Origin of the sequence: Prolixibacter sp. NT017 (assembly GCF_009617875.1) — a bacterium.
Lineage (GTDB): Bacteria > Bacteroidota > Bacteroidia > Bacteroidales > Prolixibacteraceae > Prolixibacter.
In genome coordinates, this window is sequence record NZ_BLAV01000001.1 from 4,312,006 (window position 1) to 4,325,910 (window position 13,905).

Annotated in this window: 9 protein-coding genes and 1 pseudogene; 7 read left to right on the top strand and 3 right to left on the bottom strand. The window is 47.4% G+C overall.

What is annotated here, in order from left to right:
* Nucleotides 1-73: 73 nt before the first annotated feature.
* The 7 genes and pseudogenes from GJU87_RS17940 to GJU87_RS17970 all read left to right on the top strand — a co-directional run bounded on the left by GJU87_RS17940 (nucleotide 74) and on the right by GJU87_RS17970 (nucleotide 11,155).
* On the top strand, nucleotides 74-1,324 hold the full coding sequence (locus GJU87_RS17940) for an efflux RND transporter periplasmic adaptor subunit (protein WP_153640732.1): 1,251 nt from the start codon (nucleotides 74-76) through the stop codon (nucleotides 1,322-1,324).
* 53 nt (nucleotides 1,325-1,377) lie between these two features.
* Nucleotides 1,378-3,720: pseudogene (locus GJU87_RS17945) on the top strand (ABC transporter permease); the annotation flags it as partial.
* An 84-nt stretch (nucleotides 3,721-3,804) separates the two neighbouring features.
* Entirely contained in the window at nucleotides 3,805-4,482 is a 678-nt protein-coding gene (locus GJU87_RS17950) for an ABC transporter ATP-binding protein (RefSeq protein WP_106540916.1), read from the top strand.
* Nucleotides 4,483-4,637: 155 nt separating this feature from the next.
* Complete coding sequence (locus GJU87_RS17955; RefSeq protein WP_153640734.1) at nucleotides 4,638-6,989, top strand: ABC transporter permease; 2,352 nt, start codon at nucleotides 4,638-4,640, stop codon at nucleotides 6,987-6,989.
* 27 nt (nucleotides 6,990-7,016) lie between these two features.
* Complete coding sequence (locus tag GJU87_RS17960) at nucleotides 7,017-7,694, top strand: ABC transporter ATP-binding protein (RefSeq protein ID WP_153640735.1); 678 nt, start codon at nucleotides 7,017-7,019, stop codon at nucleotides 7,692-7,694.
* A 56-nt stretch (nucleotides 7,695-7,750) separates the two neighbouring features.
* Nucleotides 7,751-10,168: an ABC transporter permease gene (locus tag GJU87_RS17965; RefSeq protein ID WP_153640736.1), complete on the top strand. Its 2,418-nt coding sequence runs from the start codon at nucleotides 7,751-7,753 to the stop codon at nucleotides 10,166-10,168.
* A gap of 279 nt (nucleotides 10,169-10,447) precedes the next feature.
* Entirely contained in the window at nucleotides 10,448-11,155 is a 708-nt protein-coding gene (locus GJU87_RS17970; RefSeq protein WP_153640737.1) for a DNA-binding domain-containing protein, read from the top strand.
* Between the two features lie 98 nt (nucleotides 11,156-11,253).
* Here GJU87_RS17970 and pepE read toward each other — a convergent pair whose 3' ends face one another.
* From pepE to GJU87_RS17985, 3 genes are all read right to left on the bottom strand, one after another.
* Nucleotides 11,254-11,964, bottom strand: coding sequence for a dipeptidase PepE (gene pepE, locus GJU87_RS17975; RefSeq protein WP_153640738.1), 711 nt, complete (start codon nucleotides 11,962-11,964; stop codon nucleotides 11,254-11,256).
* A 108-nt stretch (nucleotides 11,965-12,072) separates the two neighbouring features.
* Nucleotides 12,073-12,882 (bottom strand): outer membrane beta-barrel protein, encoded by an 810-nt coding sequence (locus GJU87_RS17980; RefSeq protein ID WP_153640739.1) that lies wholly within the window; start codon nucleotides 12,880-12,882, stop codon nucleotides 12,073-12,075.
* 97 nt (nucleotides 12,883-12,979) lie between these two features.
* Nucleotides 12,980-13,903, bottom strand: coding sequence for an outer membrane beta-barrel protein (locus GJU87_RS17985; protein WP_153640740.1), 924 nt, complete (start codon nucleotides 13,901-13,903; stop codon nucleotides 12,980-12,982).
* Nucleotides 13,904-13,905 lie beyond the last annotated feature (2 nt).

A 13,905-nucleotide genomic window follows, 5' to 3' on the forward strand; every position in this document is an offset into this window, starting at 1 on the left:
CCAACAACTTAATGCTGATTTATAAACGCAAGTCGATAACGACTTTCTAATTTTTTGAATTCTTATGTCTGGAATGGATCGCCAAATAGAGAAAAAGAAGGGGTTGAAGAAGAAGCACTTCTGGATGATTGGTGGTGGCCTGGTTTTTCTCGTTTTTCTGATGTCACTGGTTTTTGGGAATCACGCATCAACCATTCGGGTAGACCGGGATAAAGTCTCCATCAGTCCGGTGACCGAGGGACTTTTTAACGACTACATCCGGGTAATTGGAACCGTGGAACCGATTCGTTTTATTTACCTCGATGCGACCGAAGGCGGACGTGTCGAACAAATTATCAACGATGAAGGTGCGATGGTGAAGAAGGGAGATATCATCCTGAAACTGTCCAATCCCGATTTGAAACTGAATATACTGACTGCCGAAGCCCGGCTGGCCGAGCAAATTAACTTCCTCCGGAACACCCGCATCCAGATGGAACAGGACAAGCTGACCCTTCAGCGCCAAATCCTGCAGATGGATTATGACATTCTGAAAAAGAAGCGGAAATTTTCCCAGGACCAACGCTTCTACAAAAAAGATATGATATCGGAAGATGAATACCTGGCTTCCAAAGAAGATTACGAATATGCGGTGAAAACCAGTAAAATTCTGGACGAGCGGCAGAAGACCGACTCCGCTTTCCGGGCTGTACAGGTGAAGCAGATGGAGTATAACCTCGACCGGATGAAAACCAACCTGGACCTGGTGAAACAACGAATGGAGAACCTGGACGTGAAAGCACCGATTGATGGTCAAATCGGCCTGCTCGACGCAGAGATAGGACAGTCGATTCCGCAGGGAAGCCGCATCGGTCAGGTGAACGACCTGAGCGCTTTCAAGGTAACGGCACAGGTTGATGAGCACTACATCGACCGGGTACGAAAAGGATTGAAGGCATCCTTTACCCGCCAGGATAAAAGTTACGATATGTCCGTAAAGAAAGTCTATCCCGAAGTCCGCAACGGAACCTTCAAAATCGACATGGTTTTCGATAACGAGGTGCCCCAAAATATTCGCTCAGGACAAACATATCACGTGGAACTGCAATTGGGACAAGCGCAAAAATCCGTGCTGATTCCAAGAGGAGGTTTCTTCCAGTCGACCGGTGGACAGTGGATTTTCGTGCTAAGCAAAGATGGTAGTGAAGCAACCCGCCGCAATATCCGGATTGGACGGCAGAACCCGCAGTACTACGAGGTGCTGGAAGGTTTGAAACCAGGCGAACAGGTGATTACTTCCGGGTACGACACCTTTGGAGACAACGAACGGGTGGTTTTTAAATAAACCGACAGAGAGAGACAGAAAATCACATTTCAAAACGAGAAACCCGAACAACCATGATATTTAAAGGACTTAAAATTGCATTGAAAAGCCTGCTGAAGCAAAAGCTGACGACTTTGCTGAACATTCTGGGACTGACCCTGGCTTTCTTTGGTTTCCTGCTCATCATGATTTACCTGCAACATGAACTGAGCTACGATAAATTCAATAAAAATTACGACCGCCTATATCTTTTAACCGCCAAAATGGATCAGGGGAAGCCGCAAGCCACCCTCCCCGCCTTGCTGAAAAAAGAGATTGGAAATTCAGTGCCGGAGGTAGATGACGTGGTTGTGTTTCATCAAATCCCACGCCTGGAGTATATTCATCGTGTCGATAAGCCGAATGGTGACTATAATGCCACTCCGGTATATGCCAGCAAAGAGGTCTTTACCGCGTTTACTTTTCCTTTGATTCAGGGGAATCCTCAAACGGCCCTGAGTAAACCCTACACCGCGGTCATTTCCCAGTCGTTGGCGCACAAAATATTTGGCGACCAGAATCCGGTCGGACAGCAAATTCTTTACTTGAGGGGAAAGAGCCCGTTCACCATTACGGGGGTGATGAAGGACATCCCATCCAACTCATCCATCAAGACCGATTGTTTCTTATCGTTTGCCACCGAATCGGAAGACCCGAACAATGCCGCCAACCAGGCATCAGAATATAGCTACATTCTCGCGTTTTTACTCAAGCCGGGCGTTAATCCCGATCAAACCGCTCAGAAAATTGAAGATAATGCAGGGAGTATCAAAGAGGCTTTCGAGGGGTTCAAAAAAGCGTTTCATACAGACCGCATCCTTTTCCTGAAACCGTTCAAAGAGGTGCACTTTACGAGCGATGGCAGTATGGCCTACCTAAATCCGGTCAATCCGTTGTTCCTGAAAATATTTGCCTCCGTTGCCCTTTTGATTTTGCTCATGGCCTTTGTGAATTACATCAACCTGATTTCGGTACAGGCCGGGAAACGAATTCATCAGCTGGGAATCCAGCGGGCCCTGGGAGCCACCCGGTTCCAGGTACAGCTGCAGATCATTTTCGAAGCCATCGCACTCGCACTGATCGCATTCTTGTTAGCTACCGTAGTGGTTGAGCTTCTCGGAACCGACATGAACGGAATTCTGCCGTATCAGGACTTGCCGATGATGAACCAGCTGGACCTGTTGCTTCTTCCAACCGGCCTGGCCATTCTGTTCGGCTTCTTTGCCGGATTGTATCCTGCCTACCTGCTATCGTCGGCCGAACCGACTAAGATTCTGCACGGCGAAGTACACTTTTCCGGAAACGGAAAATTCCTTCGGGCAACGTTGACGACTTTGCAGCTGGTCATTTCGACCGCGCTCATCATCGGAGCTTTCACGATTCACCGCCAGCTGAATTACTGGAAAAATTTCGATACCGGTTTATCACCCAACAACGTGATTTACCTGCAAACCGACGGATCCATTACCCACCACAGCCGTGCTTTTGCTGAAGAATTACTGAAGGACCAGCAAATTACCGATTATACCTATTCGGGCTTCGTTCCCGGAGAGGTGCAGATGTCATGGGGCCGCGATGTGAACGAACAACGTATTAAAATCTGGGCCTGGCCGGTTGATGAGCGGTTTCTCCATTTCTTTCACATCCGGATGGTCAGAGGCCGTGCCTTCTCACAGAATATGGAGGCCGACCGGAATGACCTGATCATTAATGAAAAAGCCGTTCAGAATTTTGGCTGGAAAAATCCGCTGGACGTATCCTTTCCGGCATTGGACGCCAACGGACAGGTGATTGGTGTGGCTAAGAACGTCGCCTATTCATCCTTGCGTGAGGAGTTGCAACCCATGGTGTTCTGGCTGACGGACAGCCCCACCTGGCAGCGTTACATTCTGCTGAAAGTACAACCCGGAAATCTGACACAAACGGCTCAGTATATCAAAAATACCTGGGCGAAATTCTCATCGGCTCCGGCACCTTCCATTGGGTTCCTCGATCAGAAATATGCATCGTTGTATAGCCGCGAAAACAAACTGGCTAATTTCATCCAGTTCGGCACGTTGATGTCGCTGCTGATTGCCCTGATTGGAATCATCGGTCTGGTAACTTATCTAACCCAGAAACGTTCGAAAGAGATTGCCTTACGCAAAACCAACGGTGCTTCGACCATGCAGATACTGGCACTGCTGAATCAAAGTTTTATCCGCTGGATTGGAATCGCCGTGGTCATCGCTGTGCCGGTTGCCTGGTATTTCATGCACCAGTGGCTGCAAAACTTTGCTTACCGGACCAATCTTCCCTGGTGGATATTCATTAGTGCCGGACTTATTGTGCTTTCTGTCTGCTTGTTAGTGATTAACTATTTCAGCTACAAGGCCGCCAATACCAACCCGGTTGACAGTTTACGAAACGAATAATTCTGATTAAATTTTCACAAAATATATCGACTACAAAATTTTTACATCATGATACAAACTGAAAATCTGACAAAAGTTTTCCAAACCGAAGAGGTGGAAACAACTGCCCTGAATGAGGTCAACTTCAACGTAAAAAAAGGTGAATTCGTTGCTATTATGGGACCATCAGGTTGCGGAAAATCAACTCTACTGAACATCGTCGGACTGCTCGATAATCCGTCGTCGGGTTCCTATATGTTCGATGGTGTTGATGTTTCGCGCATGCGGGAAAAAGACCGTACCCAGCTGCGTAAAGGAAACATCGGCTTTGTCTTCCAGAGTTTTAACCTGATTGACGAGCTGACTGTTTTCGAAAACGTCGAAATGCCGCTCATCTACCTGAAGATGAAAGCATCGGAACGCAAAGAACGTGTCGAGAAGATTCTGGAACGAATGAAAATCAGTCACCGCCGGAAACACTTCCCGCGGCAACTCTCCGGAGGTCAGCAACAGCGCGTGGCCATTGCACGGGCCGTGGCAGCCAATCCGGGCCTTATTCTTGCCGATGAGCCCACTGGTAACCTCGACTCCAACAACGGTTTGGAAGTGATGAATTTGCTGTCGGAACTGAATGAAGAGGGAACCACCATTGTGATGGTAACTCACTCGCAGCACGACGCCGATTTTGCGCACCGCATCATCAACCTGTTCGACGGTCAGATTATTACAGAAAAGCATAACAGATAGGTTCTTTTTCATCCATAAGACAAACTAGCAGGGATGGTGCAATTTCCGTTTGGATTTTGCCCATCCTCGTTCCCATTTTATCAATTAGCTTAATGTGAACAGCCTGTGCTGACAAGAATCGTGAAGAAGGAAAGCTGATCACAAAACCTTGTCCCATGAAGCAACTTCGTTACACCTTCCGCATATTGAAACGGAATCCGTTGCTGGTTTTCGTTACCCTTCCCGGCTTGGCATTCGGTCTGGCTGCCTTTTTATTGCTCTCGGTTTATGTTCGCCACGAACTGAGTTACGACCAGCAATTCCCGACCAAGGACCGCGTTGTCAGATTGTATAACTCTATAACACAGCAAAATTCTACTGAATCCTCTCCTCTTTCGCTCCGCAGTGCATACACCGAAATTCCTGCCAAGGTTCCGGGAATCGATGCGGCGGTACAAATTTATCGTGGCTGGAATGTGAATGTGGAAAGGAAAAACAAACGGTTTGAGAAGAACCGATTGCTGTATGCCGATCCCGGCTTTTTCGATGTTTTTGGTTTGAATTTGCTGGCGGGAAATAAGGGAACCGCTTTGCGGGATTTGAACTCCGTAGTATTGACTGTACCAGCGGCTAAAAAGTTTTTCGGTACCACCAATTGTGTCGGAAAAACTATCACCATTTCCGATCAGTCGTTTACCGTATCGGGCGTCATGAAACAGCTGCCCACAACCACCCATTTTCATTTCGATTTGCTGGCCAGTATGTCATCGGTTCACCCGGAAAAATTCGGTGGATTTGAGTTCTTCACCTATTTCCTGCTCAATAAAAATACCAACCGGGAGCAGACAGAAGCGAAGATTAATGCGCTGAACAATCAGTTGATGAAACCCATCGCAGTTCACTATGGCTTGAAAGCGATTTCCGGGACGATATCGCTGACCCGGATTCATCTCCACACCAAAGCTGATTTCGATTTATCGGAAAAAGGAAGTCTCAGCAGTATCTATCTCATTGCCGGCCTCGCCTTTTTTATCCTGCTCATCGCCTTGATCAACTACATTAACCTCTATGTCCTTCACGGTGAAAAAAGAATCAAAGAGATTGCTTCCCGGAAGGCACTGGGAGCCGACAAGTGGGCATTAGCCAGGTTGTTTTACACCGAAACAGGTGTCATCAGCTTCTTTGCCTTATTCCTCGCTTTCTGGATTACCGAACTGGCCCGTCCCTGGTTTGCTCACCTAATGCAGCGCAACCTCCCTGCTTCCGACTTGTTTTCTCCTGCCGGGCTTCTCATCGTCGTAGCTTTTCTCATTTTGCTCATCTTCGTCAGTGGTGCCTATCCTTCATTTCATCTGTCCCGAATCAATCTGGTTACCGGACTAAAAGGTCAACGGGATAAACAGCGCAAGAAAAGTTCATTGTCAATAGCTTCGGTGGTTGTTCAGTTTTCAGTGGCCGTGTTCCTGATTACTTCCTTAATCGTTATCCGGTCCCAAATTTCCTACCTGAAAGATATTCCGTTAGGATTCAATGCCTCTCATGTCATCGAAATTTCCGGACTGAATAAGGATACCAAAGCTCATACACCTGCTATCAAGGAAGAGTTCAACAAACTTTCGTTTGTCAAGAGTGCAGCAGCCTCCGTGCACCATATGGGAGGTGGATATAGTGGTCAGGGACTGAAATTGTATGCTGATGCATCGGGCAATCTCAAACCGATTAATGAACTTCGAATTCATCCCGGATTCGGGAAAACCATGCAACTCCATCTTTTGCAAGGCCGTTTCTTCGACGATCGGGAAACCGACCGCATGGACGTTATTCTCAACGAAGCAGCAGTAAAAATGCTGGGGTTGAAAGATCCAGTAGGAAAGCTGGTAACCATGTACAAAGACCCGATGAAGATTATCGGAGTAGTCAAAAACTTCTACTACAATTCCAGCAGTAGTGAAAAAATAGCCCCGCTGATGCTAACCAACTACAGCGATAACGTGAACTGCTTTTATCTCAGGATTCCGGGGCAATTTACCAAAGTCGAGCAAAAGCAGGTGGCCTCCATCTTTCAGCAATACGATCCCAACTTTATCTTCAACACTTATGAAATAACGAGTCGCTATAATGCAAAATTTGCCAATGAAGAGCGGGTAATGCGATTGGTTTCGGCCGGAACGGTGCTCGCCATCATCATCAGCTTTATGGGTATCATGGCACTGTCGATTTTCACCACGGCCCGCCGGACCAAAGAGATTGGTGTGCGCAAAGTGATGGGAAGTTCGGTACGGGAAATATTACAGCTATTGCTTTTTGATATGCTCATCTGGGTAGTTGCTGCCATGCTGCTCGCTTTTGCCGCCGACTATTTTGCATTGAATCATTGGCTCAGCAACTACGCAAACCGGGTTTCACTGCATCCCGGTTACTTTATCGTTAGCGGATTGTTCGCCCTGTTGGTTGCAACCGCCGCTGTTGGCTGGCAAAGCTGGAAAGCCGCTACCCGCAATCCCGTTGACGCCCTGCGATACGAATAAACATTAACGCACTAAATATCCATCATCATGATCAACCTGAAGAAAATCTACAAGTACTACGACAACAAATACCAACGGACCTACATCCTGAAAAACGTGAACCTAGATGTAGCGGAAGGTGACTTTGTATCAGTAATGGGCCCCAGCGGCGCCGGGAAATCAACGCTGCTCAACATTATCGGACTGCTGGATGACCCAAACGAAGGAGAATACTTCTTCCTCGATCAGCCGGCACACCAACTCAACGAGAAGAAAAAAGTCGATTTCCACCGCCACCATGTGGGCTTTATCTTCCAGGCTTTTCACCTGATTGAGGAGATGACGGTTTACGAAAACATCGAAACACCGCTTTTCTATAAGGGTATGAAAAAGAAAGAGCGTCAGGCGGTAATCGCCGATTTGCTCGACCGTTTTAACATGGTGGCAAAAAAAGATCTGTTCCCGCAGCAACTATCGGGTGGGCAGCAGCAATTGGTCGGTATTGCCCGCGCCATCGCTGGTAAACCCAAACTTTTGTTAGCCGACGAACCTACCGGGAACCTGCATCACGACCAGGGAAAAATGATCATGGACCTGCTGAAGAAACTGAACGATGAAGGTATGACCATCATTCAGGTGACCCACAACCAGGAATTTGCCAACTATGGAAAACGCATCATTCGACTGACCGACGGAGAAATCGAGGAAGAAATTGCCAACAGTTAAAGTTGGGCATTCTTACTATTTTTACTGAAACACCAAACGAAAACTGACACCAAACCATGCTACGAAACTACCTTTTGGCAGCGATTCGCCATCTGCTGAAGAACAAACTATTCACGGTCATCAATATCCTTGGACTGGCCATTGGGATGGCGGTTTCGCTGCTGATACTGAACTACGTGAACTTCGAGTTCAGCTACGACAACATGCACCACCTGGCCAAACGCATTTACCGGGTGGAGTCGCGTTTCTATGAAGGCAATACCATGACCGACGACTGGCCGACCAGCTCGTTCGGTTATGCGCCGGCCATGATGCAGCATATTTCCGGAATCGAAGATGCTGTTCGGGTGGATATTCACGAAACCGAACAGATTGTTAGTTACCACGATAAGCGTTTCCGCGAAAGCGACGTTACTGTTACTGAGCCTTCGTTTTTCCGGATTTTTGATTTCCCATTGCTGGAAGGCAATCCCACAACAGCGCTGGAAGGCCCCAACAAAGTGGTGATTACCCAAACGGCTGCACACCGTTACTTTGGCGACGAAAATCCTATCGGAAAAATATTGAAGTTCAGCACAACCGGAGCGGTGAAAAATTGCGAGGTGACTGGTGTAATGGCCGATTTACCACCCAATTCCCACTTTCATTTCGACTTTTTCATTTCATGGGAAACACTGCCGGAATGGATGAAAAACTTCTGGTACCTGCACGAAGTGTACACCTACGTTTTGCTGCAGCCAAATGTGTCGCCGACCAGTATCGAAAATGCTTTCCCCAAAATGGCCGAGCAGTACAAAACATTGCCGGCGCTGAAGAATAAAACCTGGGCTATCCACCTCAACCCGCTGCGAAATATTCATCTCACTCCGCAGAAACAATACGAGCGCGAAGCCAAGGGGAACCGAAATGCCGTGAATGCATTGATACTGGTGGCACTGGCTATCCTGGTGATTGCCTGGTTCAACTACATCAACCTGACAACCGCCCGGGCTTTGGACCGTGCCCGGGAAGTGAGCGTCCGCAAGGTGTCCGGCGCCTCGAAAAGGCATATCGTCATTCAATTCCTGATGGAATCGTTACTGGTGAATGGTGTCGCTCTCGTTCTGGCCATTGGTGTCATGCTGGTTTCGGTTGGAGGGTTTAATCAACTCACCGGAAAGAATATTCCGTTCCAACTGTGGAAAGATTCCACATTTTGGATTCCCATCGTACTGGTATTCCTGTCCGGAATCTTCATTTCGGGCTTCTACCCCGCTTCGGTGCTGGCTTCCATTAAGCCTATCTCTATTCTTCGGGGAAAAAGCAAACAATCCAAAGGAACCGGTTCCATGCGGAAAGGACTCGTAGTCGTTCAGTTTGTGGCTTCGTTTGTGCTAATATTCAGTACAATTGTGGTGTACAATCAGCTCGATTATATGATGAACCAGCCCACCGGTGTGAACATCAACCGGGTGATGGCCATTAAGTTTCCGGCACAAACCGACGAATTACAACAAAAAATCATCAGCTTCAGACGAGAACTGAAAGGTTTTACCGATGTGAAAAATGCAGCGATTTCCAGTGCCGTACCCGGAATGGAAGTTGCCTTTTTTGCCTCGAACCACCGGGCTGATGACCCGAACAAACAGAACCGCCTGTACGAAATGCTGAGCGCCGATGATAATTTCGCCTCAACCTACGGCATGAAAATCATTGCCGGACGTGGTTTCTCGGAAGATTTCGGTGACGACCGGAACAAACTGGTGGTAAACGAGGAAGCATTGAAATTGCTTGACCTTCCAGACAACGAAGAATCCATTGGCCGCCGGATAAGCGTAGAGGGCGAAGAGGAGCCGTTCGAAATCATTGGTATCATGAAGAATTACCATCAGCAATCGCTGGTGAAAGCTTATACGCCGATTATGATGCTTCGCTACGATCGCATTCCGTGGATTTCGCCCAGGTTCATCTCCGTCAAAATGACAGGTAATCCATCGGCAAAAACCATGGCCGATATCCGGAATTTGTGGGAGCGCTTCTTCCCACAATCCACGTTCGATTATTTCTTCGTCGATCGGTTTTACGAGCAACAATACCAGTCCGACCAACGCTTTGGTTCCGTATTCGGCTTTTTCTCGGCTTTAGCCGTATTCATCGCCTGCCTCGGTTTATGGGCGCTGGCCATGTATTCGGGAGTAACCCGCAGAAAGGAAATTGGCGTGCGGAAAGTAAACGGCGCTTCGGTTGGTTCCATCATGACTATGCTCAACGGCGACATTCTGAAATGGGTGATTTCAGCGTTTATTGTCGGTGTTCCCCTCTCGTGGTACCTGATGCATAAATGGCTCGAAAATTTCGCATGGAAAACCGCCTTAAGCTGGTGGATTTTTGCTTCGGCAGCTCTGTTCACCCTCGTTATTGCCGTGGCCGCCGTTAGCTGGCAAAGCTACAAAGCCGCCAACCGGAATCCGGTAGAGGTGTTGAAAGATGAATAAAACCAAAAGGAGTTTTAGCTGATAAATGCTGCATTGGGGCGGCTGATGTTGCTCTTATCAATGCCATAACCTGTTCAAGGCCCGGAGTGGAAGCTTTTCTACCCCGGGCTTTCCTTTTCAGGCATATTGTCATCCCTCACAATATTACCTTCTGTTATATTGGTTTGCATTATAGTTATTATTCTATTCATATTATATATATGATTCTATTTGTATTATATATTTAATTTGATTAATATTATATATATAATATGAACTAATTAGATAGAAGGAGAAACGATGGCCATTACGTATGCTTTATATCCGAATCCGGTAATAACAGGAAAGGAAACCTTCAGGGCTCTCATCAAAAATCGCCGGAAGTATAACCTGGAAGACATCGAGAGAAATATGATTCAGCGGCATTCCGGTATTTCTCCGGGCGCTATTCAGGCAGTACTTGCACTTTTTATGGAAGAAGTGGAGAATGTACTGGCCGAAGGAGGGGTTGTATCTACTCCCCTTTTTCATGCACAGTGCAGCATAAAGGGCAACTTTGACGGACCTGCAGATATCTTCTCAAACCAACGCCATACCATTAACGTAAAAATCAGGCCGGGAAGCCAACTGAAAGAGGTACCTAAAAAAGTACATACCCACAAGGTCTCCCCCGGTCATCCAGGCCCCGAACCCGAGCAATTTACCGACGCAAGCAGCGGCATCGTCAACGGGAAAGCCACCACGGGCGGACCGGCGATTATCGGGGGACGGTACCTGCAATTCGATGCCGACGCCCGGGACGAAGGTATTTTTTTCATCGGTGAAGACAATCATAGCTATCAGGTGGAAACGCTTTACCGAAACAGCTTCTCCCAGTTGCTTTTCCTAATTCCGGAAGCGCTTACCGCCGGCGAATACAGAATTGAAGTACGCAGCCGGATGAAAACCCGTTCGTTACGCACCGGGGTTCTAGGCTCGGTAATTATTGCAGGCGAACCAACAAGTTGAAATCCCCGGTACCGGTACCGGGAATAAAAAAGAACCTGCCGGAAACGGGTGAAAGTGCCCCGTTAACAGGTTCATTCACACGTTACCGACATGCAGAATTAATTCTTTAGCAGGAAGTTGAAATTGTCTTCACTACTTAATTCCAGTGGCTTTTGGTCCTTTTTGAAAATCCGTGCCTTGAGGTTTCCAATCAGCGAAAGCTTCCCATCGTCGTATTTCAGCATGGTTCCTTCGCGTAAGCCCACCACATAGGTATCGGGATTGATTTCCAAAAATTCTTCGACGCGTTGCTCGCGGGTTTCACCGGCATGTCCATCCGGATTCTTATCCTGGTAATGAGGATTGATCTGGAACGGAACCAACTTCAGGCAGTCAAATCCCAGAGGATCGATGATGGGCATATCGTTGGTGGTGCGCAGGGTGGGACAAGCCACATTGGAACCGGCACTCCAGCCAATGTAAGGCATACCATTGGCCACTCGTTTGGCAATCGGCTTCATCAGGTTGTTGTCGTGCAGCATCCGCACTAATTGCCAGGTGTTTCCGCCCCCCACCACAATGGCCTCGGCCTCTTCAACCGCTTTTACCGGATCGTCGTAATGATGGATTCCACGCACGTGGTGCCCGATTTCAGCAAAACGCTGCTCTACTTTCGCTTCGTAATCATCGAATGAAAACGTTACCGCTGCGTAAGGAATGAAGAGTGCTTTTACGGGTTTATCGCCAAGAAATTTTTTGATTTCATGTTTGGGGTAATCGAGGTATGGCTCTCCCGCCATCGTCGAGTTACTGATGAGTAAAAGTTGCATAGCTTTATTGATTCGATTTATTTTTTCCGGAACGCAATTAAGTCAAATTCAGGGAATGAAAAAAGAAGGAATCACAGGATTATGGTCGAATTATTCGGCTAAACCGAACTAAAAACTAACCAGGGTGATGCCCGCCGTAAACGGATAGAGCACCGGGCCGTGACCTTCTTTGAAAAAAGGAACAGGAGAGTACTCTGCAAATACGTTAAACCATTTATATCCCATACGCACCGTGTAGCTGTAGCGATAATCGTTCAGGTACAACTCGTCGCGGAACTTCACCTTTTCGCTAATGCCTGCCTGGTGGTACTTGATTTTCGTGTGACTTCCCAGTTTGTAACCGAAAACCACACCTCCTGATATGAAGAACCGTCGCTGGAAATGCCCCACGGGAATCTGAAATTCCAACAATAGCGGAATTCTGCCGTAAAATGTGCTGAGTTTGGATTTCTTCATCTCTTCGTAGTCGGGATAAACCGGGTGGATTATGCCATTATCGTCCGCTTCGATGGTCACCTCCGGATTGAAACGATAATCGTCGAAGCACAATCCCAGGCCGGTTACCAGACCAATGGCATCGTGATAGCGCTGCAAACCGATACTCTTCTGCCAAAAGTTAACCTGGTAGGAAAACGAACGCCAGATTTTCAAATTCATAAATCCATCCTGTGAGGGAGGATAAGCTGAATAATCCTTTTGCAGAAAGGAGTTAATCCCCAGGTGGAAACCGCTCCAGTGACCGGAAAAATTACGGTCCCAGAAACTTTTGTACTCATCCTGGTTTCCCATAAAATCATTAATGGAGACAGCGTGCCGAGACTTAGCCGGTACAATCGTGACCGTATCGTTTTGTTGCGCAAAAACGACCGGTGAAAACAACAACGCTGCTATTGTGACTATCAGGTATTTTCTTGTCATGGACCGAGGTTTGTACAAATTTAACTGAAAAAGCAGCAGAAAAAAAATGGGCCGGAAGCAATCCGGCCCAGAGTCTATGATGTTTCTATATCTTTTATTACCAGTTTACCAGTCCCAAGCCAACGGTGAAGGGATACATTTCCGGTCCGCGTCCACTCTCGTAGAAAGGCGTAAAATAGTAAGTGGCAAACAGGTTAATTCCCTTGTAACCGATTCGGGCAGTTGTCCCGTAGCGGAAAGGCGAAATATTGAAATCATCCCGGTTTTTATCCTTGGTACCACTATGCTTTACCTTCGTATGCGAGCCCAGTCTCAATCCACCGATGACTCCACCGGAAAGGTAAATCCGTTTATAGGATTTATTCACAGGAATCTGGAATTCCAGCATCAAGGGTGCCTGCAGATATAAAGTATTGAGCTTGGTTTTCTTCAGGTTGTCGTAGGTTAGGTACACAGGTGCTGTTGTACCGTTGTCATTCACCACGGTGTTTTTGTTGGAAAACCGGTAGTCGTTCCAGTTCAGGCCCAGGCCGGTGACCAATCCAATGGTGTTACGCTCCTTTTGCAGGCCAATGTTGTACTGCAGGAAGTTGATGTTCACTTCGTACGATTTGTTGTGGTTCAAGTCCATCCAGTTGGCATCCGGGAAACCGGCATAACTGACATTGGCAAACGAATTCACCCCCATCTCGAAAAACGCCCAGTGCCCTTTGAATTTCGGCCGGTGACCGGTCCATTTTTCAAATTCATCGTCGTCCAGGGTATCGAAATCGACATAGGAGCCACTCCAACCATCAACAAAAACAATTGTCCTTCGCCCCAGTCGAATTTTCACCGTGTCGTTATCGAAGGAATTCACATCAACCGAATTATCGCCGACCTGGACGTTGGTTTTTCCCATACCGTCAACTACGGTTACGGCGTTTTTCCCAAGCACTTTAACCCGAACGGTATCCTGTGCCATCATATACTGAGTGCTGAACATGATCAGCATGAAGCTCAGAAGTATTCTACCAAACATAG